General features: G+C 64.3%; 22 protein-coding genes and 1 pseudogene. 2 read left to right on the top strand and 21 right to left on the bottom strand.

Going from position 1 to position 22786, the window contains the following annotated elements; translation table 11 throughout:
- From QCE62_RS11500 to QCE62_RS11520, 5 genes and pseudogenes are all read right to left on the bottom strand, one after another.
- Positions 1-420, bottom strand: a pseudogene (locus QCE62_RS11500) (electron transfer flavoprotein subunit alpha/FixB family protein); the annotation flags it as partial.
- 15 nt (positions 421-435) lie between these two features.
- Positions 436-1185 (bottom strand): electron transfer flavoprotein subunit beta/FixA family protein, encoded by a 750-nt coding sequence (locus QCE62_RS11505; protein ID WP_309809274.1) that lies wholly within the window; start codon positions 1183-1185, stop codon positions 436-438.
- A 179-nt stretch (positions 1186-1364) separates the two neighbouring features.
- Complete coding sequence (locus QCE62_RS11510) at positions 1365-2156, bottom strand: MetQ/NlpA family ABC transporter substrate-binding protein (protein ID WP_309917856.1); 792 nt, start codon at positions 2154-2156, stop codon at positions 1365-1367.
- Between the two features lie 34 nt (positions 2157-2190).
- Positions 2191-2844 (bottom strand): methionine ABC transporter permease, encoded by a 654-nt coding sequence (locus QCE62_RS11515; protein WP_309809278.1) that lies wholly within the window; start codon positions 2842-2844, stop codon positions 2191-2193.
- The gene (locus QCE62_RS11520) at positions 2834-3868 is read right to left on the bottom strand and encodes a methionine ABC transporter ATP-binding protein (protein ID WP_309917859.1); all 1035 of its coding nucleotides are present in this window, start codon (positions 3866-3868) and stop codon (positions 2834-2836) included. The genes QCE62_RS11515 and QCE62_RS11520 overlap by 11 nt, the downstream gene beginning before the upstream one ends.
- 196 nt (positions 3869-4064) lie before the next feature.
- Between QCE62_RS11520 and QCE62_RS11525 the strand changes: the two genes are divergently transcribed.
- Positions 4065-4931, top strand: coding sequence for an alpha/beta hydrolase (locus QCE62_RS11525; protein ID WP_309917863.1), 867 nt, complete (start codon positions 4065-4067; stop codon positions 4929-4931).
- Here QCE62_RS11525 and QCE62_RS11530 read toward each other — a convergent pair.
- Positions 4928-5851 (bottom strand): histone deacetylase family protein, encoded by a 924-nt coding sequence (locus tag QCE62_RS11530; RefSeq protein WP_309917866.1) that lies wholly within the window; start codon positions 5849-5851, stop codon positions 4928-4930. The genes QCE62_RS11525 and QCE62_RS11530 overlap by 4 nt on opposite strands.
- Positions 5852-6247: 396 nt before the next feature.
- Here QCE62_RS11530 and mltB point away from each other — a divergent pair, with 396 nt between their 5' ends.
- Entirely contained in the window at positions 6248-7420 is a 1173-nt protein-coding gene (mltB, locus tag QCE62_RS11535; RefSeq protein ID WP_309917868.1) for a lytic murein transglycosylase B, read from the top strand.
- Between the two features lie 77 nt (positions 7421-7497).
- Here mltB and cysM read toward each other — a convergent pair whose 3' ends face one another.
- The 15 genes from cysM to QCE62_RS11610 form a co-directional block, all read right to left on the bottom strand.
- On the bottom strand, positions 7498-8400 hold the full coding sequence (gene cysM / locus QCE62_RS11540) for a cysteine synthase CysM (protein WP_309917872.1): 903 nt from the start codon (positions 8398-8400) through the stop codon (positions 7498-7500).
- A 302-nt stretch (positions 8401-8702) separates the two neighbouring features.
- Positions 8703-9089, bottom strand: a complete 387-nt coding sequence (locus tag QCE62_RS11545) for a helix-hairpin-helix domain-containing protein (RefSeq protein ID WP_309917875.1) — start codon at positions 9087-9089, stop codon at positions 8703-8705.
- 74 nt (positions 9090-9163) lie between these two features.
- On the bottom strand, positions 9164-10156 hold the full coding sequence (gene rfaD / locus QCE62_RS11550) for an ADP-glyceromanno-heptose 6-epimerase (RefSeq protein ID WP_309809291.1): 993 nt from the start codon (positions 10154-10156) through the stop codon (positions 9164-9166).
- Between the two features lie 23 nt (positions 10157-10179).
- The gene (rfaE1, locus tag QCE62_RS11555) at positions 10180-11166 is read right to left on the bottom strand and encodes a D-glycero-beta-D-manno-heptose-7-phosphate kinase (RefSeq protein WP_309809293.1); all 987 of its coding nucleotides are present in this window, start codon (positions 11164-11166) and stop codon (positions 10180-10182) included.
- Positions 11132-12535: a UDP-glucose/GDP-mannose dehydrogenase family protein gene (locus tag QCE62_RS11560; protein ID WP_309917878.1), complete on the bottom strand. Its 1404-nt coding sequence runs from the start codon at positions 12533-12535 to the stop codon at positions 11132-11134. Before QCE62_RS11560 ends, rfaE1 begins: the two co-directional genes overlap by 35 nt.
- Before the next feature lie 79 nt (positions 12536-12614).
- Positions 12615-13790, bottom strand: a complete 1176-nt coding sequence (gene lapB, locus QCE62_RS11565; RefSeq protein ID WP_309809297.1) for a lipopolysaccharide assembly protein LapB — start codon at positions 13788-13790, stop codon at positions 12615-12617.
- A gap of 48 nt (positions 13791-13838) precedes the next feature.
- A complete protein-coding gene (locus QCE62_RS11570) occupies positions 13839-14132 on the bottom strand; it encodes a LapA family protein (protein WP_309809299.1) in 294 nt (97 codons plus the stop codon).
- 311 nt (positions 14133-14443) lie between these two features.
- Complete coding sequence (locus QCE62_RS11575; protein ID WP_309809301.1) at positions 14444-14773, bottom strand: integration host factor subunit beta; 330 nt, start codon at positions 14771-14773, stop codon at positions 14444-14446.
- 23 nt (positions 14774-14796) lie between these two features.
- Positions 14797-16527, bottom strand: a complete 1731-nt coding sequence (rpsA, locus tag QCE62_RS11580; RefSeq protein WP_309809303.1) for a 30S ribosomal protein S1 — start codon at positions 16525-16527, stop codon at positions 14797-14799.
- Between the two features lie 119 nt (positions 16528-16646).
- Positions 16647-17354 (bottom strand): (d)CMP kinase, encoded by a 708-nt coding sequence (cmk, locus tag QCE62_RS11585; RefSeq protein WP_309917881.1) that lies wholly within the window; start codon positions 17352-17354, stop codon positions 16647-16649.
- A gap of 75 nt (positions 17355-17429) precedes the next feature.
- Positions 17430-18734 (bottom strand): 3-phosphoshikimate 1-carboxyvinyltransferase, encoded by a 1305-nt coding sequence (aroA, locus tag QCE62_RS11590; protein ID WP_309917884.1) that lies wholly within the window; start codon positions 18732-18734, stop codon positions 17430-17432.
- Positions 18735-18770: 36 nt separating this feature from the next.
- Entirely contained in the window at positions 18771-19706 is a 936-nt protein-coding gene (locus QCE62_RS11595; protein WP_309917886.1) for a prephenate dehydrogenase/arogenate dehydrogenase family protein, read from the bottom strand.
- A 66-nt stretch (positions 19707-19772) separates the two neighbouring features.
- Complete coding sequence (pheA, locus tag QCE62_RS11600) at positions 19773-20855, bottom strand: prephenate dehydratase (protein ID WP_309917889.1); 1083 nt, start codon at positions 20853-20855, stop codon at positions 19773-19775.
- Between the two features lie 25 nt (positions 20856-20880).
- Positions 20881-21963 carry a 3-phosphoserine/phosphohydroxythreonine transaminase gene (serC, locus tag QCE62_RS11605; protein WP_309917892.1) on the bottom strand — a complete coding sequence of 361 codons (1083 nt, stop codon included), beginning with the start codon at positions 21961-21963 and terminating at the stop codon, positions 20881-20883.
- 187 nt (positions 21964-22150) lie between these two features.
- A complete protein-coding gene (locus QCE62_RS11610; protein WP_309811638.1) occupies positions 22151-22762 on the bottom strand; it encodes a DUF2059 domain-containing protein in 612 nt (203 codons plus the stop codon).
- Between the last annotated feature and the right edge of the window lie 24 nt (positions 22763-22786).

Raw genomic sequence — 22786 nt, forward strand, 5'->3', positions numbered from 1 at the left:
ATCGCTCGATTGCACCGTCGCGATGGCATTGCCCGCGTAGATCGGACGCTCGAAAGTATCCGCGCTGTCGACGGCGGTGATGTCGCTGATCTGCGCGACATCCAGATGCGCGGCGATACGCGGCGCGATGTTCTTGCCGTAAGCGGTAGCCGGAGCCAGGATGTGCGAATAGTCCTTCGCGATATTCAGCACCGTGCCTTCGACGTTTTCCGCGAGGCCGTCGGCAAGTTGAGGCGCGTCAGCGAGCAGCACCTTGGCTACGCCTGCGATCTTCGCCGCGGCATCGGCTGCGCCTTGCGCATTCGAACCCGCGACCAGCACATGCACGTCGCCGCCGATCTTCGTGGCCGCTGCAACCGTATTGAGCGTCGCTGCCTTGATCGACGCGTTGTCGTGTTCCGCAATTACCAGAATCGTCATTTTTTCGCGTCTCCTTTACAGCACCTTGGCTTCGGTCTTCAGCTTCTCGACCAGCGTCTTCACGTCCGGCACCGTGATGCCGGCGCTGCGCTTCGGCGGCTCGACGACCTTCAGCGTCTTCAGGCGCGGCGCGACATCCACGCCGAGATCCGCCGGCTTCACGGTCGTGAGCGGCTTCTTCTTCGCCTTCATGATGTTCGGCAGCGTCACATAGCGCGGCTCGTTGAGACGTAGGTCGGTGGTCACGACGGCCGGCAGCTTCAGCGACAGCGTTTCCGCGCCGCCGTCCACTTCGCGCGAGACGGTGGCTTTGCCATCGGCGATCACGACCTTCGAGGCGAACGTCGCTTGCGGCAGTCCCGCCAATGCAGCGAGCATCTGGCCGGTCTGATTCGAATCGTCGTCGATGGCCTGCTTGCCGAGAATGACGAGTTCAGGCTTTTCCTGATCGACCAGCGCTTTCAGGATCTTCGCGACGGCGAGCGGCTGAAGCTCATCGGCCGATTCGACCAGAATGCCGCGATCCGCACCGATTGCCATGGCCGTGCGCAGCGTTTCCTGACATTGCGTCACGCCGCACGACACCGCGATCACTTCGGTTGCAACGCCCGCTTCCCTCAGACGCACCGCTTCTTCCACGGCGATCTCGTCGAACGGGTTCATCGACATCTTCACGTTGGCGATATCGACGCCCGTGTTGTCCGATTTCACGCGGACCTTCACGTTGTAGTCGACCACGCGCTTGACTGGCACCAGAATTTTCATCCACACGCTCCAAAGTTACGATTACGTCAACCCAGCGTCATTATACGAGCGACGCGGCGGCTCACTTCCCCGCAATCGGGCAGGCCGGGTCATCGTGCAATAGGATTTTCTCTATTTTTATCGAACGGTCGTTCTATTCACATCCACGAAAACCCGTACTCGTCACCTTTTGATGCTGCTTACCACGCGGTGATGACCGCACCCGCGTACTTGCCTTCCACGAACTGCTTCACTTCCGGCGAGTGATACGCCGCCACCAGTTTGGCGACCCACGGCTTGTCCTTGTCGGCGGCGCGGATCGCGATGATGTTCACGTACGGGCCGTGCGGATCCTCGATGGCAATCGCATCCGACTTCGGCTTCAGACCCGCTTCCATCGCGAAGTTCGTGTTGATGGCGGCAGCGTCGACGTCGTCGAGCGAGCGCGGGATCTGCGCCGCGTCCAGTTCGACGATCTTCAGCTTCTTCGGGTTCTCCGCGATGTCGAGCGGCGTGGCCTTCAGGCCTGCGTCGGCGCGCAGCTTGATGAGACCTTGCTTCTGCAGCAGCAGCAGCGCGCGGCCGCCGTTGGTCGGATCGTTCGGCACCGCGATGCGCGCGCCGTTCGGCAGCGCCGCCAGCGACTTCAGCTTCTTCGAATAGATGCCCATCGGGAAGGTCACCGTATCCGCGATCCGGATGAGCTTGTAGCCGCGATCCTTCACTTGCGCGTCGAGATACGGCAGATGCTGGTAGCTGTTCGCGTCGAGATCGCCGGCGGCGAGTGCGGCATTCGGCTGCACGTAGTCCGAGAATTCGATCACCGTGATCTTGAGGCCGTTCTTCGCGGCGACCTGCTTCACCACGTCCATGATCTGCGCGTGCGGGCCGCCTGTCACGCCCATCTTGATGGCGTCTTCAGCGTGAGCGAGGTTGAACAGCGATGCGCTCAGGAGCGCGGCGGCGAACTTCAGGATGAATCGACGTTGCATGGTGTGGTCTCTTGGGATGATTTCTTGGGATGATTTATTTGTGGCTGAGGCGCCGCACGAGCCAGTCGCCGAACGACTGCACGAGTTGCACGAACACGATGAGAATCACGACGACGGTGATCATCACTTCCGGCAGGAAGCGCTGATAGCCGTAGCGGATGCCGAGATCGCCCAGGCCGCCGCCGCCGATCGCGCCCGCCATTGCCGAATAGCCGACCAGCGAGACGAACGTGATGGTCAGCCCGGCGACGACGCCCGGCAGCGATTCCGGCAGCAGCACCTTGAAGACGATCTGGCGGGTGGACGCGCCCATGGCCTGCGCGGCTTCGATGAGTCCGCGATCCACTTCGCGCAGCGCCGTCTCGACAAGGCGCGCGACGAACGGCGCGGCGGCGATGGTCAGCGGCACGACGGCGGCCGCCGTGCCGATCGACGAGCCGACGATCAGGCGCGTGAACGGAATCACGGCGACCAGCAGGATGATGAACGGCGTGGAGCGCACCGCGTTGACGATGCCGCCGAGCACGCGGTTCACCGCGATATTGGGCAGCACGCTGTCGCGGTCGGTCAGATAGAGCAGCACGCCGAGCGGCAAGCCCACGGCCGCGCCCACGAGTCCCGAGATGCCGACCATAACCAGCGTTTCCCAGAACGACTGCACGAACATGTCGAACATCTCACTCAACATGGGACAACTCCTCCACCACGACGCCCTGCGAGCGCAGATAGTCGATCGCTTCCGCGACCTTCACCGGTTGCCCGCCCGCCAGCACCGCGAGCGAGCCGAACGCCTGGCCCTGGATCTCGTCGATCTGGCCATGCAGGATGTTGAAATCGAGCTTGTAGCGGCGGATGGTCTCGGAGAGAATCGGCTGATCGACGCCTGAGCCCGTGAACGCGAGCCGCAGCAGATGTCCGCTGCCGGTCTTGAGGCGCTCGCTCACGCGGGCCTTCAGCGCGGGCGGCAGTTCGTGCGCGATGACATCGCCGATCAATGCGCGCGTCACTTCGTGATGCGGCCGCATGAAGACATCGACGACCTTGCCCTCTTCCACCACGCGCCCCGCCTCCAGCACCGCGACGCGGTCGCACACCTGCTTGATCACTTCCATCTGGTGCGTGATGAGCACGATGGTCAGGCCGAGTTCGCGATTGATCCGGCGCAGCAGGTCGAGAATGGCGCGTGTGGTTTCGGGATCGAGCGCGGAGGTGGCCTCGTCCGAAAGCAGCACCTTCGGCTTGCTCGCCAGCGCCCGCGCGATGCCCACACGCTGCTTCTGGCCGCCGCTGATCTGCGCGGGATATTTGTCCTTGTGCTGCGTCAGGCCGACCAGTTCGAGCAGCGGCAGCACGGCGGCTTCGATCTCGTCGCGCTTCTTGCCGGCGAGTTCGAGCGGCAGCGCGACGTTGCCGTACACGGTGCGCGAACTGAGCAGGTTGAAATGCTGGAAGATCATGCCGATGTCGCGGCGCGCGGCCCGCAGGTCGTCGCGCGAGAGCGTCATGAGGTCGCGGCCGCCCACCACGACGCTGCCTTCGCTCGGCCGCGTCAGCAGGTTGATGGTGCGCACCAGCGTGCTCTTGCCGGCGCCGCTGCGCCCGATGATGCCGAAGACTTCGCCGGCGGGAATCGTCAGATTGACGTTGTGCAACGCCTCGACCCAGCCCCGGGGCCCGGCGAAACGTTGTGAGAGATTGTGAATTTCGATCATGGAAATGCAAACGGCGGAAGGCCTCGCCAGGTGCATGCACCCGCGCAGCCGCCGCCGCTTGATGAAGCTGAAGCTGGTTTTGTCCTGTTCGCCCGCGATTTTACAGGAGCGGCTTCATTCTGTTTAATAATGATTTCAGATCACCTAATAACTCATCGAAATGACAGGCAAGGCACGCACGCTCTACTCGACAAGCATGGTTACGACGCGCCATGGCGTCGATTTGCTGCTGCATCGCTGGCAACCGGCGCGGGACGGCGAGACGCAGGCGGTGCTTGCGCGCGTGGCGCTCGTGCATGGCCTGGGCGAGCACGCGGGCCGCTATGACGCGCTGGCGCTCGCGCTGAATGCGGCGGGCATCGAATTGATCGCGGTCGATTTGCGCGGGCACGGCAAGTCGTCGGGGCCGCGCGTGCAGGTGCGCGTCTTCAACGACTATCTGCGCGATACCGACGTGCTGCTCGAAGCCTGCGCCGCGACGCCGCCCGCCGCCACGCCGCTCTTCCTGATGGGCCACAGCATGGGCGGAACGATTGCGGCGCTGTATGCGATCGAGCGCGCGCCGGAAAGGAAGCTGGCTGGGCTGATCTTGTCGAGTCCTGCGCTGAAGCCGGGGCCGGGCACGCCGCGCTGGAAGCTCGCACTAAGCCGGCTGGCAGGGCTGATCGCACCGCGCATGGCCGCGTTCAGCATCGACCCTGCGTTGCTGTCGCGTGCAAGCGGTGTGGTGAGCGCGTATCAGCGTGATCCGCTCGTGCATCACGGTCCGGTGCCCGCGCGCACGGCCGCGCAGATTCTCGCCGGCATGGAGCGCGTGGCGGCGCAGCGCGCGACGCTCGAGTTGCCGCTGCGGATCTTCCACGGCACCGCCGACGCCATCTGCGATCCCGCCGGCAGCCGTGAATTCGAAGCGCACGTCGGCTCGACCGACAGCACCCTCGCGATGGTTCAGGACGGCGCGCACGAGACGCTCAACGACCTGGATCGGGATCGCGTGATCCGTGAACTCATCGACTGGATCCTCGTGCGCGCCGAGCATGCGCGCACGCATGCGTCCGGCTAGATCTCCGCGAGCGCGCGCAGATGCGCGACCACGCTGCGGCCGAGCGCCGAGAGGTTGTAGCCGCCTTCCAGGCAACTGACGATACGCCCTTGCGCGTGACGTTGAGCCACCCGGCGGATCTGCTCGGTGATCCACGCGTAGTCGTCCTCGACGAGGCCCATGTTGGCCATGTCGTCTTCGCGATGGGCGTCGAACCCGGCGGAGAAGAAGATCATCTGCGGCTTGAATGCCTCGAGCCGCGGCAGCCACAGCATGTCGACCACTTCGCGCACTTCCATGCCCTTGGTGCGCGCGGCGAGCGGCACGTTGACCATGTTGTCCGCATGATTGCCGGCGCCGCTGAACGGATAGAACGGATGCTGGAAGAAGCTGCACATCAGCACGCGCGGGTCGCCGCTGAAGGCGGCTTCGGTGCCGTTGCCGTGATGCACGTCGAAATCGACGATGGCGACGCGCTGCAGGCCATGCACCTCGAGCGCATGCCGCGCCGCGATCGCGACGTTGTTGAAGAGACAAAAGCCCATCGCGCGCGCGGGCTCCGCATGATGGCCCGGCGGACGCACGCTGCAGAACGCGTTGTCATAGCGTCCTTCGATGACGGCATCGGTGGCCGCGACCGCCGCGCCCGCCGCGCGCAACGCGGCCTGATAGGACGCGGGGCACATCGAGGTATCGGGGTCCAGTTCGCTGCGTCCGTGCTCGGGCGTGCGGCTCTTGATGTAGTCGATATGCGCCTGCGTATGCACGCGCGCAAGTTCGGCTTCGTCGGCGAGCGGGGCTTCCTCGCGTTCGATCAGCGCGTCGATGCGGCTCGCGATCAGTTGATCTTCAATGGCCTGCAAACGTGCCGGGCATTCGGGATGCCATTGGCCGTTGTCGTGCTGGAGGCAGTCGGGGTGGGAGTAGAAGCCGGTCGCCATGATGTCTCGCAATGCCGCTTTCGTCGGCTCTCGTCTCGTCTTTTTTCGTCATATACGACCTCGGGCCGCGCCTTTGACGCTAAGTTACCACAGCGTTACCACAGCGTTCCCGATGACGGCCGCGCCCGCGGACTTGGCCGGTACGGGCGCGAGGCGTCGGTTATACTGCCCCGACGCCTTGCCGGCCGTGCCACTGCGCGCGGCCCGTCGCAGGCCGTTGCGTCCCGTTGAGAATCGTTGCGGATCGACCCCGGTCGATCCAGATCAAAGGCCGGCTCGAGCCACCTGAAGCACTGAAGCACCGCGGCAGAATCAAGGCCCACTCGAGACCGGCTCCACGAGCGTCGTGCCGTCCGAACATCCGGCATCGCTCCAACCGCCCCAACCACGCACACCATGACTTTTCAGTTTGCTCCGTCCGACCTCGCGGCCCCGTTCAAGCCGACTCCACGCGCGTTCCTCGCTGCACTCGTCTGCGCGCTCGGCTGCCTCGGCGCAACCGGCGCCGTCGCCCAGTCCCAGCAACCCCAGACCGCGACGCCGCAAGGCCAGATGTTCGAAGAAGAGATCGTGCCGCAGCGTTACGCGAACAATCCGAATGTCGAGGCGTTCATCAACGACATGGTGGCGCGCTACGACTTCGACTCCTCCGCGCTGCACGACCTGTTCGCGCGCGTCAGCTATTCGGCCACGGCGGCGAAGCTGGTGCTGCCCTCGCCCACGCCCGCGACCAAGAACTGGCGCGCGTACCAGGCGCGCTTCATCGAGCCGGTGCGCATCAATGCGGGCGTGAAGTTCTGGCGCGCCAATCAGGCGACGCTCAAGCGCGCCGCCGAGCAGTTCGGGGTGCCGCCGGAGATCATCGTGGGCATCATCGGCGTGGAGACGATCTACGGCCGTTACATGGGCAACTTCCGCGCGCTCGACGCGCTGACCACGCTCACCTTCGATTACCCGAACACGCCGAACCGCGCCGAGCGCATGGCGACCTTCCGCAAGAACCTCGAAGACCTGCTCGTGTGGACGCGCGATTCGCAGATCGATCCGACCACGGTGCTCGGCTCCTACACGGGCGCGATCGGCATTCCGCAGTTCCTGCCGAGCAGCATCGTGCAGTACGCGGTGGACTACGACGGCAACAGCCGCATCGACCTGCGCACGAGTCCGGCGGATGCCATCGGCAGTGTCGCGAATTATCTGAAGCAGAACGGCTGGGAAGCGGGCCGTCCGGTGGTGTGGCGCATTGCCGGCGACGAAGGCAGCCAGGGCATTGCCCAGGCGGCGGCGGATGGATCGCCGGAGCCGAAGTGGTCGCTCGCGCAGCTGACCAAGGCCGGCATGCTGCTCAACGAGCCGGGCCTGAATCTCGCGGCCGAAGCTGCCACGCCGCTCACGGTCGTCGATCTGCCCACGCCGGGGCGCGCGACGGAGTACACGCTCGGGCTGAAGAACTTCTATGTGCTGACGCGCTACAACCGCAGCTTTTTCTACGCGCTTGCGGTGTATCAGCTGGGCGAGGCGGTGAAGGCGCGCATGATCGCGGGCGATACGGGCGCGAATTCACAATAGCGCGCGGTTCGCTCGAACATGAAGAAAACCCCGGCACGCCGGGGTTTTCTCATTGAGCGCTACAAACCGTCTGGACCTTAAGCGGGAAACACGCCCGTCGACAGATACCGGTCGCCGCGATCGCAGACGATGAACACGATGGTCGCGTTCTCGACCTGACGCGCGATACGCAGCGCGACTTCACACGCGCCTCCTGACGAAATACCCGCGAAGATGCCTTCGACGGAAGCGAGGCGCCGCGCCATGGCTTCCGACGCGGCCTGGCTCACGTTCTCGACGCGATCCACGCGGCTGCGATCGAAGATCTTCGGCAGATACGCTTCCGGCCACTTGCGAATGCCCGGAATACGCGAGCCCTCTTCCGGCTGCGCGCCGATGATCTCGATCTTCTCGTTCTGCTCCTTCAGATACTTCGACACGCCCATGATCGTGCCGGTCGTGCCCATGGACGACACGAAGTGCGTAATGCGTCCTTCGGTCTGCTTCCAGAGTTCCGGGCCCGTGGCTTCGTAGTGCGCGAGCGGGTTGTCCGGATTCGCGAACTGGTCGAGGATGATGCCGCGGCCGTCGCGCTGCATCTGGTCGGCGAGGTCGCGTGCGTATTCCATGCCGCCCTTCACCGGCGTCAGGATGATCTCGGCGCCATACGCCGCCATGCTCTGGCGACGTTCCACCGAGAGATCCTCGGGCATCAGCAGCACCATCTTGTAGCCGCGCATGGCGGCGGCCATGGCCAGCGCGATGCCGGTGTTGCCGCTCGTGGCTTCGATCAGCGTGTCGCCCGGCTTGATGCGGCCGCGTTCCTCGGCCTTGCGGATCATCGACGCAGCCGGACGGTCCTTCACCGAACCCGCCGGATTGTTGCCTTCGAGCTTGCCCAGCACGACATTGTTGCGGCTGCGGATTTCATCGTCCACGACGCGGACGAGCTGCACGAGCGGCGTGTTGCCGATCGTGTCTTCGATAGTCATGTAAGCCATATGCGGAGCGGAATCAGGTTTCACGCACGAGTACGGCTGGCGTGAAAACAGAGGTAAGGGGGTTGGTCGATTGTAGCCCAGCGGTCCTTTCGACGTTCACGCGGCCCTGCCGCCCGGATGGTCTGCGCCGGCGCCGTAATCCCTTCGACAGCTTCAGCCACCCATCATGCATGCAAAAAGCCCCGCGGGAGGCACACCGCGGGGAGCCCAAACGCTCTACAGGCTGAAGGAGTCCGAAGCCCAAGGCCCGGTCACGCGCTGCGCACCAGAGCGCGCCCGGAGCCATTCAACGACGCTGCCGGTTACTTCTTGACGACCACCGGCTTGGCCGAGGCGGACGCCGACACCGGCGTGGCGACCGCCGCGTTGGCCGCGCCGGGCGGTGCCGCGTTACCGGGCGGTGCAGCTGCTGTCTTGGTGGAGGCGCCGATGGTCAGCCCCTCCGCTTCCAGACGCTGGACGGTCTTGCCGCCCATGCCCTTCACGCGCGTGCTGAGATCGCCGGCGTCCTTGAACGGGCCGTGCGCCTGACGTTCGTCGAGAATGGCCTTCGCCTTGGCCGGGCCGATGCCCTTGACGCCGCGCAGCGCGTCGACATCTGCGGTGTTGACGTCGACGGCCGCGAACGCCGAACCAAGGGAAAGGATCAGCGCGAGCGCGGCAAGGGACGAGAGTGCGTGCTTGAACATGACTGAGTCTCCGTGAGGAACCGGCCGGCGACCTGCCGACCGTGAGACCCAGTGTAGTGAGGGAAGGCGCGCGTTTATAGCTGGCCGAACAGCCAGCGCACGTAGCGGTCGACGCCTTCCTGAACCGTCAAGAACGGCGCGTCGTAGCCGGCTGCGCGCAACTTCGACTGGTCGGCCTGCGTGAAGCATTGATACTTGCCGCGCAGCGCGTCCGGAAACGCGATGTACTCCAGCAAGCCGCGCTGCACGAGTTCCGCGAGCGACAGCGTGGCCTCGCCGTCGAGCGCGCGCAAGGAGTTCACGACGGTCGAGGCGATGTCGTTGAACGGCTGCGCGCGGCCCGTGCCGAGATTGAAGATGCCCGACTTCTCCGGATGATCGAAGAAGAACAGATTCACCTTCACCACGTCTTCCACCGAGATGAAATCGCGCGTCTGCTCGCCCGCTGCATAGCCGTTGTATTCGCCGAACAGCTTGACCTTGCCTTCCGAGCGGAACTGGTTGAAGTTGTGAAACGCGACCGACGCCATGCGGCCCTTGTGCGTCTCACGCGGCCCATACACGTTGAAATAGCGGAAGCCGACAATCTGGCTCTTCGCCTGCGGCAACACCTGGCGCACGATCTGGTCGAACAGCAGCTTCGAGTAGCCGTAGACGTTGAGCGGCTTCTCGTACGCGCGCTCTTCGACGAACTTGCTTGATCCGCCGTAGGTAGCCGCCGACGATGCATACAGGAACTGCGCCCCTTGCGCGAGGCACGTGTCCATCACGTCGCGGCTGTAGCGGAAGTTGTTGTCCATCATGTAGCGGCCGTCGGTTTCCATCGTGTCCGAACAGGCGCCTTCATGGAACACCGCGCGTACCTTGCCGAAATCGCCGCGCTTGAAGCGCTCGACGAATTCGGTCTTGTCGAGGTAATCGTCGATGTCGCAATCGACGAGATTCTTGAACTTGTCGGCGCGCGTGAGATTGTCGACTGCGATCACGCGCTGTTCGCCGCGCTCATTGAGCGCCTTGACGATGTTGCTGCCGATGAATCCGGCCGCACCGGTAACGATGATGGTCATGGCGGTTTATCAGAGAGAGGGAATCAGGCGAAGAGTTCGTTGTAGTCGACAGTGGCCGTGCCCAGCTTGCCGACCACGATGCCCGCCGCGCGGTTCGCATACACGATGGAGTCGACCAGCGGCACGCCCGCGCCCAGCATGGTGGCGACCGTCGCGATGACGGTGTCGCCGGCGCCCGAGACATCATACACTTCGCGTGCTTCGGCCGATGTATGCACCACCTGGCCTTCGGTGAAGAGCGTCATGCCTTCTTCCGAGCGCGTCAGCAGCAGCGCGCCGAATTCGAGTTCGCGACGCAGCTTCGCCACGCGCTCATGCAGGTCTTCTTCCGACTTCCATTGTCCGACGACCTCGCGCAATTCCGCGCGGTTCGGCGTGATGAGCGTCGCGCCGCGATAGCGGTCCCAGTCGTCGCCCTTCGGATCGACCAGGACCGGTTTTCCGGCGCGGCGTGCGTCGGCGATCATCTGCGTGACGTGCGTCAGGCCGCCCTTCGCGTAGTCGGACATGAGGATCACGTCGTGCTGCGGCAGGATCTCGGCAAAGCGTTCGAGGCACGCGCGCAGCACTTCGTGATTCGGCGTGTTCTCGAAGTCCACGCGCAGCAATTGCTGCTGACGCGACAACACCCGCAGCTTGATGGTCGTGAGCAGTTCGGGATCGCGTTCCAGATGCGCCGCGACCTTGCTCTCGCCGAGCAATTCGACCACGCGTTCACCCGGCTCGTCGTGTCCCACGACGCACAGCAAACCCGCCTGCGCGCCGAGCGCCGCCGCATTACGCGCGACATTGGCCGCGCCGCCCAAGCGATCTTCCTTCTTCTGCACGTGCACCACCGGCACGGGCGCTTCGGGGGAGATGCGGTTGACGTCGCCGAACCAGTAGCGGTCGAGCATCACGTCGCCGACCACCAGCACGCGCGCCGCCGCGACGCGCGCGCGCGGCACGACGGGAATCTCCGTCCTGGTGTCGTGCTTAATGTCGTGAGCCGTTGGAGTCGAGTTCGACATGGGGACGTCCTATTGCGTAGTAGTCGATGCCCAGTTCAGCCATCGCTTCCGGTTCGTACAGATTGCGGCCATCGAAAATCACCGGCGCCTTCAGCGCGCCTTTCAGATGAGCGAAGTCGGGGCTCTTGAATTCCTTCCATTCGGTCACGATGACGAGCGCATCGGCGTTCGTCAGCGCATCCTGCTGCGTCTTCACGAAGTGCAGGCGCTTCATGTCCTCCGCACGATCCGCGAGATCGAGCGCGAAGACGCGTTCGGCCTCGTCGCGCGCGACCGGATCGTAGGCCTGCACCGACGCGCCGCGCTTCAGCAGCGCCTGGATCATGCGGCGGCTCGACGCCTCGCGCATGTCATCGGTGTTCGGCTTGAACGCCAGGCCCCAAACCGCGAAGGTACGGCCGCGCAGATCCTCGCCCATGCGCCGCACGATCTTGTTGACGAGCACTTCCTTCTGGTCGTCGTTGACGGCTTCCACGGCTTCGAGAATGCGCAGCGTGTGGCCGTTTTCACGGGCCGTCTGCGCGAGCGCCTGCACGTCCTTCGGGAAACACGAGCCGCCATACCCGCAGCCCGCATACAGGAAGTGATAGCCGATGCGCGGATCCGAGCCGATGCCGCGCCGCACCGCTTCGATATCGGCGCCGACGGTATCCGCAAGATTCGACAGGTCGTTCATGAACGAGATGCGCGTGGCGAGCATCGCGTTGGCCGCGTACTTGGTGAACTCCGCCGAGCGCACGTCCATGTAGAGCGTGCGTTCGTGATTGCGATTGAACGGCGCGTACAGGCGCTTCATCTTCTCGCGCGCGAGCTGGCCGGCATGATCGTCGTCGATGCCGATCACGATGCGGTCGGGCCGCATGAAGTCATCGACGGCCGCGCCTTCTTTCAGGAACTCCGGATTCGACACGACCGAGAAGCCGTGCTTGTCCGAGCCGTCGAGGCCGCGCGCCTTGAGTTCCTCGGCGACGACGCGTCCCACCTGGAGCGCCGTGCCGACCGGCACCGTCGACTTGTCGACGATCACCTTGAAGCCGTTCGAATACTTGCCGATGTTGCGCGCCGCCGCGAGCACGTATTGCAGGTCGGCGGAGCCGTCTTCATCCGGCGGCGTGCCGACGGCGATGAACTGGATGTCGCCGTGCTCGACGCTCGCTTTCACGTCGGTGGAAAACTGGATGCGGCCCGCGGCGCGCGTGCGCCGGAGCATTTCCTGCAGGCCCGGCTCGTGGATGGGCACGCCGCCGTTATTGAGAATCTCGATCTTGCGCGGATCGACATCCACGCAAAACACGTCATTGCCAATTTCGGCGAGACACGCGCCGGTCACTAGACCGACATAACCCGTGCCGACGATGGTCACTTTCATACGCTTTCCAGTGAGGTCTGAATTGCCGGGGCGCACGCAGCGCCCGCTTTCACGCGTGTTCCGATTCTGCTCTCGCGGCTCAGGCCGAACTCGTGATCGGCTCGACGCGGCGCGGCGCGTAGGTCTCCCAGCCGCTGCAGCCGGGGCACTGCCAATAGAATAGCCGCGCGCGGAAACCGCAGGTCTGGCACGTGTAACGCGGCAGATTCTTGGTGCGCTGCTTCACCAGATTGCGCATCAGTTCGAGTTCGCCGCGGCGCGGTTCCTCGGCCGTCGCTTCCTGCGCTTCGAGCAGGCGCGTCATGCCCGCGAGATTCGGCGCGCTCTCCATTTGCTTGCGCGCCAGCGCGTGCGCCGCTTCCAGTCCGCGCAGTTCCTGCACGTGCTTGTACGCGACATCGAGCAAATCGTTCGACGGATAGCGGCTCGCGTACTCGGTCAGCAGCGCGACGCCGTCTTCCTTGCGCTCGAGCGCGCTGTAGGCCTTCATCAGCTTTTCGGCGACCAGCGGCAGATACGCCTCGTTCTGCTCCTCGACGCGCTTCCAGTGCGCAATCGCGCCGTCCAGGTTGCCGGCGGCGGCTTCCACGTCGCCGCCGAGGATGGTCGCGCGCACGTTGTCCGGATTCGACGCCAGCGCGAGTTTCAGCTCCGCGCGCGCGCCATCGGGATTCTTGCGCTGCAACGCTTCCTGCGCGAGCTCGCAATGGAAATGCGCGATCTCCATGTGCAGCGACGGTGCGCCCATCTTCTCGATCTGCTCGGCCGTCGCGATGGACTTCGGCCAGTCCTTCTCGATCTCATAGATGGTCAGCAGCGCGCGTTTCGCGCCGAGCGAGTATTCGCCGGAATCGAGCGAGCGGAATGTTTCCTCGGCGCGGTCCAGCAAGCCGGCTTTCAGGAAATCCTGGCCCAGTTCGTAGAGCGCGTGATCGCGTTCCGCGACCGGCAGATCGGCGCGGCTCAGCAGGTTCTGATGCACGCGGATCGCGCGATCGGTCTCGCCCCGGCGACGGAACAGGTTGCCGAGCGCGAAGTGCAGTTCGATGGTTTCCGGATCCAGCTTGGCAACTTCGATGAAGGCGTCGATGGCCTTGTCGTGTTGCTCGTTGAGGAGGAAGTTGAGGCCGCGGAAGTACGAGCGCGGCAGGTTCGCATTCTCGGACAGCAGCGTTTTCAGGTCATAGCGGGACGTCATCCAGCCCAGCGCGAACGCGACGGGAATGACGAGCAGCCACCAGAAGTCTAGATCCATGCGATTAGTCGAGAAGAGTGAGGTGTCTGCCGGCCGCGGGCGTCATGTTCAGATGAGCGGCGGCATCGGCGGTTCTTCCTTCACCACCGGCGTCTCGCGCGCCACGCGCAGTTCGCGCTTGAGACGGCCGTTCTCCATGCGCAGGCGCACGCGCGCCGGCAACGCGGAGACGAGTCCCGCCAGCAATCCAACGACGAAAAACGCCAGGCCGATCAGGATCAGCGGCGCTTGCCAGGCATAGCCGGCGAGGAAATTCAGCGTCGCCGTCTGGGTGTTGGCCAGGGCCAGCACCAGAAGCAGCACGAAAACCAGGACGCGGATCAGCCAGACAATGAATTTCATACGAGGTCTCGCGGGAGCGGTTGCGGGTGGTACACGTGGCGCATGCAGCGGTGCAGGATGCGGCCGTTTATTGTGGAACGGCGAGCGAAGCATGTTACGAGGTCAAAGTGACCGGTATTGTAATTGATGCTTATGCGCACCGGCAGTCGCCGGCGCTTTGCTCGTCTTTCAGCAAGCCACGCACCCGTCAGATACACAGCGCGTGCAAATGCAGCGCCCATGAAAAAAGCACCCCGAAGGGTGCTTTCTCTGGTCGATGGCCCGCTGGCCGACGATACGTTCGGGGCATCCCCGCCGACAAACCCGGCCGATCAGAGATCGTCCGAATCATCGTCATTCGACATCTTCAGCGGCTCGCCCGAACGGCCGTCGACGCGTTCGCGCAATTCCTTGCCCGGCTTGAAGTGCGGCACGAATTTCTCCGGCACCAGCACTTTCTCCCCCGACTTGGGATTGCGCCCGACGCGCGACGGACGACGGTTGAGCCCGAAGCTGCCGAAGCCGCGAATCTCGATGCGATGACCGTTGGCCAAGGCCTCCGACATCGCATCGAGCATCGTCTTCACCGCGAAATCCGCATCCTTGAGGACAAGTTGCGGAAATCGCGACGCCAACTGGGCGACCAATTCCGATTTGGTCATTCTGCAGCCGTGCCGTTAAGGGCTTAGCTGTTCTGGCCGTCGAGCTTGGCCTTGAGCAGCGCGCCGAGGTTGGTCGTGCCGGTCGCGGCGGCGTTCGAGTCGCCCTGCAGGCTGCGCATGGCTTCCTGCTGTTCGGCCGAATCCTTCGCCTTGATCGACAGGTTGATGCCACGCGACTTGCGATCGATGTTGATGATCATCGCGTTGACCTTGTCGCCTTCCTTCAGCACGTTGCGCGCATCTTCCACGCGGTCCTGAGCGATTTCGGAAGCACGCAGGTAGCCTTCGACATCCGCGTTCAGCGCAATGACAGCACCCTTCGGATCCACCGACTTCACGACGCCGTCGACGATGGCGCCCTTGTCGTTGATCGCGACGAAGTTGCTGAACGGGTCGCCTTCCAGCTGCTTGATGCCCAGCGAGATGCGTTCCTTCTCGACGTCGATGCCCAGAACCACGGCTTCGACTTCGTCGCCCTTCTTGTACTTGCGGACGGCTTCTTCGCCGGTTTCCGACCACGACAGGTCCGACAGGTGAACCAGACCGTCGATGCCGCCAGGCAGACCGATGAACACGCCGAAGTCGGTGATCGACTTGATGGCGCCGGACAGCTTGTCGCCCTTCTTGTAGTTGCGGCTGAAGTCATCCCACGGATTCGGCTTGCACTGCTTCATGCCGAGCGAGATACGGCGGCGGTCTTCGTCGATTTCGAGAACCATGACTTCGACTTCGTCGCCCAGCTGGACAACCTTCGACGGCGCAACGTTCTTGTTGGTCCAGTCCATTTCCGACACGTGAACCAGGCCTTCGATGCCCGATTCCACTTCGACGAATGCGCCGTAGTCGGTGATGTTGGTGACCTTGCCGAACAGGCGCGTGCCCGACGGGTAACGGCGCGAGATGCCTTCCCACGGATCGTCGCCCAGTTGCTTGATGCCGAGCGAAACGCGGTTCTTCTCTTGGTCGAACTTGAGGATCTTGGCGGTGACTTCCTGACCAACCGACAGGACTTCCGACGGATGACGCACGCGACGCCATGCGATGTCGGTGATGTGCAGCAGGCCGTCGATGCCGCCGAGGTCCACGAACGCGCCGTAGTCGGTGATGTTCTTGACCACGCCTTCGACGATCGCGCCTTCCTTCAGCGTCTCGAGCAGCTTTGCGCGCTCTTCGCCTTGCGTGGCTTCGATCACCGCGCGGCGCGACAGCACCACGTTGTTACGCTTGCGGTCCAGCTTGATGACGCGGAATTCGAGCGTCTTGCCTTCGTACGGGGTCGTGTCTTTGACCGGACGCGTGTCGACGAGCGAACCCGGCAGGAACGCGCGGATGCCGTTGACCATCACGGTCATGCCGCCCTTGACCTTGCCGGTGATCGTGCCGGTCACGAGTTCGTTGTTGTCCAGCGCTTTTTCCAGCGACAGCCACGAAGCGAGGCGCTTCGCCTTGTCGCGCGACAGGATGGTGTCGCCATAGCCGTTTTCCAGCGCGTCGATCGCGACGGAAACGAAGTCGCCCGCCTGCACTTCCACTTCACCCGCGTCGTTCAGGAATTCTTCGAGCGGAATATAGGCTTCGGACTTGAGACCAGCGTTGACGACCACGAAGTTGTGGTCGACGCGCACGACTTCGGCGGAGATCACTTCGCCAGCGCGCATGTCCTGCTTGGTCAGCGACTCTTCGAACAGAGCCGCGAAAGATTCGGTATTCGGGGTGGAGGTTTGCAGGTCGGACATAAAAATCTGTATTTGCACAGCCCTTGCGCGGTGGTCCGGGAACAATCCCATGCTGGACCGGTGAAACGCAAAGCCGTACGGGGTTAAGGGGTTTTACACACGTCCCGCCTCCCGGCGGAACACCTTGCTGCCTGCGTCTACTGCTTGCTGCTTGCTTGTTGCTGCACTACGCGAATCCCGCTGTACCAGCCGATGATCTGCTCGACCGCCTGGTCGATGGACAGACCGGAGGTGTCCAGCGTCTTCGCATCCGCTGCAGGCTTGAGCGGCGCGACGCTCCGGTTTATGTCCCGGGCGTCCCGTTCGCGCAAATCGCGCAGCAGGTCATCTATGTTAGCAGAAAAACCTTTTTGCATCAATTGCTTATGCCGTCTGGCAGCGCGCGCCTCGACGCTCGCCGTCAAAAACACCTTCAGCGTGGCGTCCGGGAAGATCACGGTGCCCATGTCGCGGCCGTCGGCGACCAGTCCCGGGCGCTTGCGGAAGGCCCGCTGGCGCGCGACCAGCGCCTGACGCACCTCGTGGTGGACGGCGATGGCAGAGGCGCGGTTGCCCACTTCTTCCTGCCGGATTTCGCCGGACACATCCACGCCATCGAGCTGGGCGCAGCCTTCGCGGAAGGTGATATGGAGCGACTCGATCAGCTTTGCAAGGCCGGCCGCATCGTCCGTCGCGATCTGATAGCGCACGCTCGCGAGCGCCGCCAGCCGGTACAGCGCGCCGCTGTCGAGCAGGTGGAAGCCCAGCGTCGCCGCGACGACCGCGGCGACCGTGCCCTTGCCCGAAGCGGTCGGCCCGTCGATGGTGATCACTGGAATGGGGTCGAATGGACGGGTCGGTTTCATTGAATCTGGCCGTACTGGCCCGTTAGTGTTGCCGTTGAAATCAAAGTCATCGCGCTTCACGGTACCGCACGCCGGTTACGCCTTCACGAGGGCCGCGAAGCGCTCGAAGTAATCCGGAAACGTCTTGTTCACACATTTCGGATCGTTGATGCGCACCGGCACGCCGCCCAGGCTCACCAGCGAGAAGCACATGGCCATGCGGTGATCGTCGTAGGTGTCGATCGCGGCGCCCGGCGTGAGGGTCGCGGGCGGCGTGACCACGAGATAGTCCGCGCCCTCTTCCACCGTCGCGCCGACCTTGCGCAGTTCCGTCGCCATCGCGGCGATGCGGTCGGTTTCCTTCACGCGCCAGCTCGCGATATTGCGCAGCGTCGTCGTGCCGTTCGCGAACAGCGCGGCCACCGCGATCGTCATCGCGGCATCGGGAATCAGGTTGAAATCCATGTCGATGGCAGCGAGCCTGCCGTCGTCGGACTCGACGCCCCGCACCTCGATCCAGTCCTCGCCCATCATGATGTTCGCGCCCATGCGGTTGAGCGCATCGGCGAATCCGACATCGCCCTGGATGCTCGACCGCCCGACGCCTTCCACGCGCACCGGACCGTGGCCGATCGCGCCCGCCGCCAGAAAATACGAGGCCGACGACGCATCGCCTTCCACCATGATCGCGCCCGGCGAGCGATAGCCGGCGCCGGCCGGAATCGTGAAGCGCGCCCAGCCGTCGCGCTCGACGCGCACGCCGAAGCGCTCCATCAGGCGAATGGTGATGTCGATATAAGGCTTCGAAATCAGCTCGCCCTCGATCTCGATCGTCACCGGCCCGTTGCGCCCTTCGGCCACCGGCAGGCTCATCAGCAGCGCGGTGAGGAACTGGCTCGACACGTCGCCGCGCACGCGCACGGGACGGTCCACCGCGATCTTCGCCGGGTGGATCCTGAGCGGCGGAAAGCCGTCGTTGAGTTCGTAGTCGATCTGCGCGCCGATCTGACGCAGCCCGTCGACAAGATCGCCGATCGGCCGCTCGTGCATGCGCGGCACGCCGTGCACGCGGTATTCACCGCCGTTGACGGCCAGCGCCGCGGTCAGCGGGCGCACCGCCGTGCCGGCGTTGCCGAGGAACAACTCCGCCGACTTCGACGGAAACGCGCCGCCCGTCCCGGCCACGACGATCCGCTCGCCTTCCTCGCGGACGCCAACGCCGAGCGTTTTGAGCGCGGCGATCATCACGCGGGTGTCGTCGGAATCGAGCAGATTGGTGATCGAGGTTTCGCCGCTCGACAATGCCGCGAGCAGCAGCACGCGGTTCGAGATGCTCTTCGACCCGGGCAAGCGCACCGTGCCGGACGCGCGCGAGAAAGGTCCGAGATCCAGATGTTCCATAGTGTGTCCTTGTTTTACTGCGTGCTTCTCCGCGGCTCACTTTTCCGCGCTTTCACCGGCCGGCCTGACGCCGCCACGTTCCTGCCATTCCCGGCGCGCCACGCGCGAGCGCGCGAACGCTGCTTCGAGCGCGGCGCCGTCCGATGCCTCGATCGCCGCGCGAAAACGCGCGAGCACGGCCGTGTAATCGTCCAGTTCGGCGAGCAGCGCGGCGCGGTTCGCCAGACAGATGTCGCGCCACATTTCCGGACTCGACGCGGCGATGCGCGTGAAGTCGCGGAATCCGCCCGCCGCAAACGAGAATTTCAGCTCGGCGTCGGGCGTGGCAAGAATCTGGTCGACGAGCGCGAACGACAGCACGTGCGGCAAGTGGCTCACCGAAGCGAACACGCGATCGTGCTGCGCCTCGCTCATCTCGCGCACGCAGGCGCCGGTGGCGCGCCACATCGAGGCGATGCGCTCCACGTCGGCGAGCGCGTTCTCCGTCAGCGGACACAGCACGACATTGCGCCCGACGTACAGCTCCGGCAACGCCGCATCGACGCCGCTCGACTCGCGGCCCGCGATCGGATGCCCCGGCACGAATTGCGCGATCCGCGCGCCCAGCGCTTGCCGCGCGGCCGCGACGACGTCGCTCTTGGTGCTGCCGGCATCGGTGACGATGGCGTGCGGGTCCAGCAACGGCGCAATCCGCGCGAGCAGCGGGCCCGTCTGCGCGACCGGCGCCGCGAGCAGCACGAGGTCGGCGCCCTGGAGCGCGCGCGTCAGCGCGGGGGTGTCGTCGAGCGCAACGGCTTCGTCGATCACGCCTAGCTCGAGCGCGCGCGCCACCGACTGCGCCGAACGCCCCACGCCGACGATCCGCCCCGCGAGTCCCGCGCGTTCACGCAGCGCGCGCGCGAGCGATCCGCCTATCAGGCCGACGCCGAGAATAACGAGTTTATTGAAAGAGAACGCAGCCACGGGGGACATCGATAAAAGCGCGTCGTGCGACGCAGGAAACCGGACCGCCACGCATGCGCGGCGGCAACGAGCCGCTCAGCGGGCGCGCGGGTACGAACCGAGAATCTTGAGGAACGCGGCCTTGCGCCCGAGTTCGTCGAGGGCGGCGGCGACGGACGGATCATCGCGATGACCTTCGATGTCGATGTAGAAGTAGTACTCCCACGTGCCGGCACGCGCCGGGCGCGACTCGAAACGGTTCATCGACACGCCGTGCGCCGCGAGCGGCTCAAGCAGCTTGAACACCGCGCCCGACTCGTTCTTCACCGTGACGATCAGCGAAGTCTGATCGTGGCCGCTCGACCCCGTCGGCGCCCGGCCGATGATCACAAAACGCGTGCGATTGTGCGGATCGTCCTGGATCATCGAGAACACGACGCCGAGACCGTAATGCGTGGCCGCGCGGTCGCCGGCGATGGCCGCGACCGTCGCATCTTCCACCGCCATGCGCGCCGCCTCGGCGTTGCTCGATACCGCCTGCCGCTCGAGCTGCGGCGCATTGGCGGCGAGCCAGCGCTGGCACTGCGCGAGCGCCTGCGGATGCGCGCACACGCGCTTGACGCCGTCGAGCGTGCCGGACGCCGTCAGCAGGTTGTGATGGATCGGCAAGGCCAGCTCGCCGCCGATCAGCAAGGACGTGGACAGCAACAGGTCGAGCGTGCGCGACACCGCGCCCTCGGCCGAATTCTCGACGGGCACGACGCCGTACTGGGCCGCGCCGGCTTCGACCGCGCGGAACACTTCGTCGATCGAAGGACACGGCACGCCGTGGATGGAATGTCCGAAATACTCGAACATCGCCTGTTCGCTATAGGTGCCGACCGGGCCCAGGAATGCCGCGCTGATGCTCTGTTCGAGCGCGCGGCTCGCGGCCATGATCTCGCGCCAGATCGACGCAATGTGGTCGTCGGCGAGCGGACCCTGGCTCATCTCCTGAAGCCGCGCGATGACCTGCAGCTCGCGCTCGGGACGAAACACCGGCGCGTTGAAATGCTTCTTCACCTCGCCCACTTCGAGCGCGACGGAGGCACGCTGGTTCAGCAGCGCGATGAGTTGCGCGTCGAGCGCGTCGATGCGCTCACGCAGGGGTTTGAGTTGCGAATTGAGATCGTCGTCCATGCGGTGCTAGATGTGTGATGCCGGTTTAAGCGCTGGCGCGCTCGAAATCCTTCATGTATTCGACGAGCGCCTTGACGCCCTCGACCGGCACCGCGTTGTAGATCGATGCCCGCATGCCGCCGACGGACTTGTGGCCCTTCAGTTGCAACAGCCCGCGCGCCTTCGCGCCGGCCAGGAAATCCGCGTTGCGCGATTCGTCGGCGAGGAAGAACGGCACGTTCATGCGCGAACGGTTCTGCCGCTCCACCTTGTTGACGTAGAAAGCACTGGAATCGATGGTGTCGTAGAGCAGCTTCGCCTTCTCGACGTTGCGCGCTTCGATCGCTTCCAGTCCGCCCTGCTTCTTCAGCCATTTGAAGACGAGCCCCGCGATATAGATCGCATAGGTGGGCGGCGTGTTGTACATGGAATTGTTTTCGGCGACGGTCTTCCACTCGAACGCCGACGGACAGATGGGCAGTGCGCGGTCCAGCAAGTCTTCGCGCACGATCACGACCGTGACGCCCGCCATGCCGATGTTCTTCTGCGCGCCGCCGAAGAGCACGCCGTACTTGGCGATGTCCATGGGACGCGAGAGGATGTGCGAGGAAGCGTCGGCGACCAGCGGGATATCGCCGAGATCCGGAATCTCGAAGGCCTCGACGCCGTCGATGGTTTCGTTCGAGCACAGATGCACGTAGGCCGGATCGTCGGACAGCTGCCATTCGTCGAAGGCCGGCACGCGCGTGAAGCCCGCTTCCGTCTTGCCGCTCGCCGCGAGATGGGCCGTGCCGTATTTCAGCGCTTCCTTGAACGACTTCGTGGACCACGAACCGGTCACGACGAAATCCACCGTGTGCCTTCCGCCGAGCAGGTTCATCGGCACGATGGCGTTCTCGCCGAGACCGCCGCCCTGCAGAAACAGGATGCGATGCGAAGCCGGCACCTTCAGCAGTTCACGCAGGTCGGTGAGCGCTGCCTCGTGGATCGACATGAATTCGGCGCCGCGGTGGCTCATTTCCATCACGCTCATGCCGCTGCCTTGCCAGTCGAGCATTTCATCGGCTGCCTGCTGGAGCACTTCTTCTGGCATCGCGGCGGGGCCGGCGGAGAAATTGAACACGCGCATCTGAGAAAGTCCGGATGGCAGGCGCGAAACGAACAGCGGCCAGGTAATTACCGCGTGTTCACGCCCAAAAAAGAAATGGCTGCTTGCGCTCACGCGCAAACAGCCATTATGGCACTGTCCAGGAAACGCGCCAACGAAAGGGGCCGTCAGCCCCTTCGCCTGGTCCGTCCGGACGATGCCGCCGTGCTTACTTGCCCGGCTTGACGCTCGCCACTTCCTGGTCGGCTTGCGTGCGCGTTGCCTTGATGGCTTGCGGCATGTACTTCTGCATCAGGCCGTTGACCACATCACGGCCAACCTGGTCCTGCACCTGAATGAACTTGCGGCCCGTCGGGCTCTTGTAGAACGTGGTCAGATCCTTGATCTCGTCCGTCGTGTAGTACTTCGCGTACGCGTCGTACTGAGCCTGCATGGCGTCCTTGCGGAATGCGTCGGTCGCGAAAACCTGGCCCGCGGAGTCAACCAGCTTCGGCACTGCGTTCTTCTGCAGCGTCGGGACGGCAGCCTGCTTTTGCTTGTCGTTCAGCGACTTGTTCTCCGAGAGCGCGTCCGAGAGGATGGCCGGGACGAGTTGCTTCGACTGCATCTGCGCGCTGTTGCCGATTGCGCCAACCAGCTTCTGCGCGTCGATGGCATCGAGCAGGTCCTTGATCGCGGCTTGCTTGGCCGGATCAACCGGTGCTGCTGCCGGCGCCGGAGCTGCCGACGTGGCCGGCGCCTGGTTCTGAAGCGACTGAGCCATTGCGAAAGTCGGCACGAATGCGGCCAGCAACATCCACTGCTTGAAACGTCCTTGCATCATTACTCCCTGTAGAAAATATCC

The organism is Caballeronia sp. LZ033 (assembly GCF_031451265.1).
Lineage (GTDB): Bacteria > Pseudomonadota > Gammaproteobacteria > Burkholderiales > Burkholderiaceae > Caballeronia.

Bases quoted from the DNA above. Each gene is read 5' to 3' on its own strand.
- QCE62_RS11570 (WP_309809299.1), bottom strand. From the start codon at position 14,132: ATGAAATTCATTGTCTGGCTGATCCGCGTCCTGGTTTTCGTGCTGCTT.
- serC (WP_309917892.1), bottom strand. From the start codon at position 21,963: ATGCGCGTGTTCAATTTCTCCGCCGGCCCCGCCGCGATGCCAGAAGAA.
- QCE62_RS11595 (WP_309917886.1), bottom strand. From the start codon at position 19,706: ATGTCCCCCGTGGCTGCGTTCTCTTTCAATAAACTCGTTATTCTCGGC.
- lapB (WP_309809297.1), bottom strand. From the start codon at position 13,790: ATGGATCTAGACTTCTGGTGGCTGCTCGTCATTCCCGTCGCGTTCGCG.
- QCE62_RS11530 (WP_309917866.1), bottom strand. From the start codon at position 5,851: ATGGCGACCGGCTTCTACTCCCACCCCGACTGCCTCCAGCACGACAAC.
- rfaE1 (WP_309809293.1), bottom strand. From the start codon at position 11,166: ATGTCGAACTCGACTCCAACGGCTCACGACATTAAGCACGACACCAGG.
- mltB (WP_309917868.1), top strand. From the start codon at position 6,248: ATGACTTTTCAGTTTGCTCCGTCCGACCTCGCGGCCCCGTTCAAGCCG.
- pheA (WP_309917889.1), bottom strand. From the start codon at position 20,855: ATGGACGACGATCTCAATTCGCAACTCAAACCCCTGCGTGAGCGCATC.
- QCE62_RS11545 (WP_309917875.1), bottom strand. From the start codon at position 9,089: ATGTTCAAGCACGCACTCTCGTCCCTTGCCGCGCTCGCGCTGATCCTT.
- QCE62_RS11560 (WP_309917878.1), bottom strand. From the start codon at position 12,535: ATGAAAGTGACCATCGTCGGCACGGGTTATGTCGGTCTAGTGACCGGC.
- cysM (WP_309917872.1), bottom strand. From the start codon at position 8,400: ATGGCTTACATGACTATCGAAGACACGATCGGCAACACGCCGCTCGTG.
- QCE62_RS11505 (WP_309809274.1), bottom strand. From the start codon at position 1,185: ATGAAAATTCTGGTGCCAGTCAAGCGCGTGGTCGACTACAACGTGAAG.
- cmk (WP_309917881.1), bottom strand. From the start codon at position 17,354: ATGAAACCGACCCGTCCATTCGACCCCATTCCAGTGATCACCATCGAC.
- QCE62_RS11575 (WP_309809301.1), bottom strand. From the start codon at position 14,773: ATGACCAAATCGGAATTGGTCGCCCAGTTGGCGTCGCGATTTCCGCAA.
- QCE62_RS11515 (WP_309809278.1), bottom strand. From the start codon at position 2,844: ATGTTGAGTGAGATGTTCGACATGTTCGTGCAGTCGTTCTGGGAAACG.
- aroA (WP_309917884.1), bottom strand. From the start codon at position 18,734: ATGGAACATCTGGATCTCGGACCTTTCTCGCGCGCGTCCGGCACGGTG.
- QCE62_RS11610 (WP_309811638.1), bottom strand. From the start codon at position 22,762: ATGCAAGGACGTTTCAAGCAGTGGATGTTGCTGGCCGCATTCGTGCCG.
- QCE62_RS11520 (WP_309917859.1), bottom strand. From the start codon at position 3,868: ATGATCGAAATTCACAATCTCTCACAACGTTTCGCCGGGCCCCGGGGC.
- rfaD (WP_309809291.1), bottom strand. From the start codon at position 10,156: ATGACCATCATCGTTACCGGTGCGGCCGGATTCATCGGCAGCAACATC.
- QCE62_RS11510 (WP_309917856.1), bottom strand. From the start codon at position 2,156: ATGCAACGTCGATTCATCCTGAAGTTCGCCGCCGCGCTCCTGAGCGCA.
- QCE62_RS11525 (WP_309917863.1), top strand. From the start codon at position 4,065: ATGGTTACGACGCGCCATGGCGTCGATTTGCTGCTGCATCGCTGGCAA.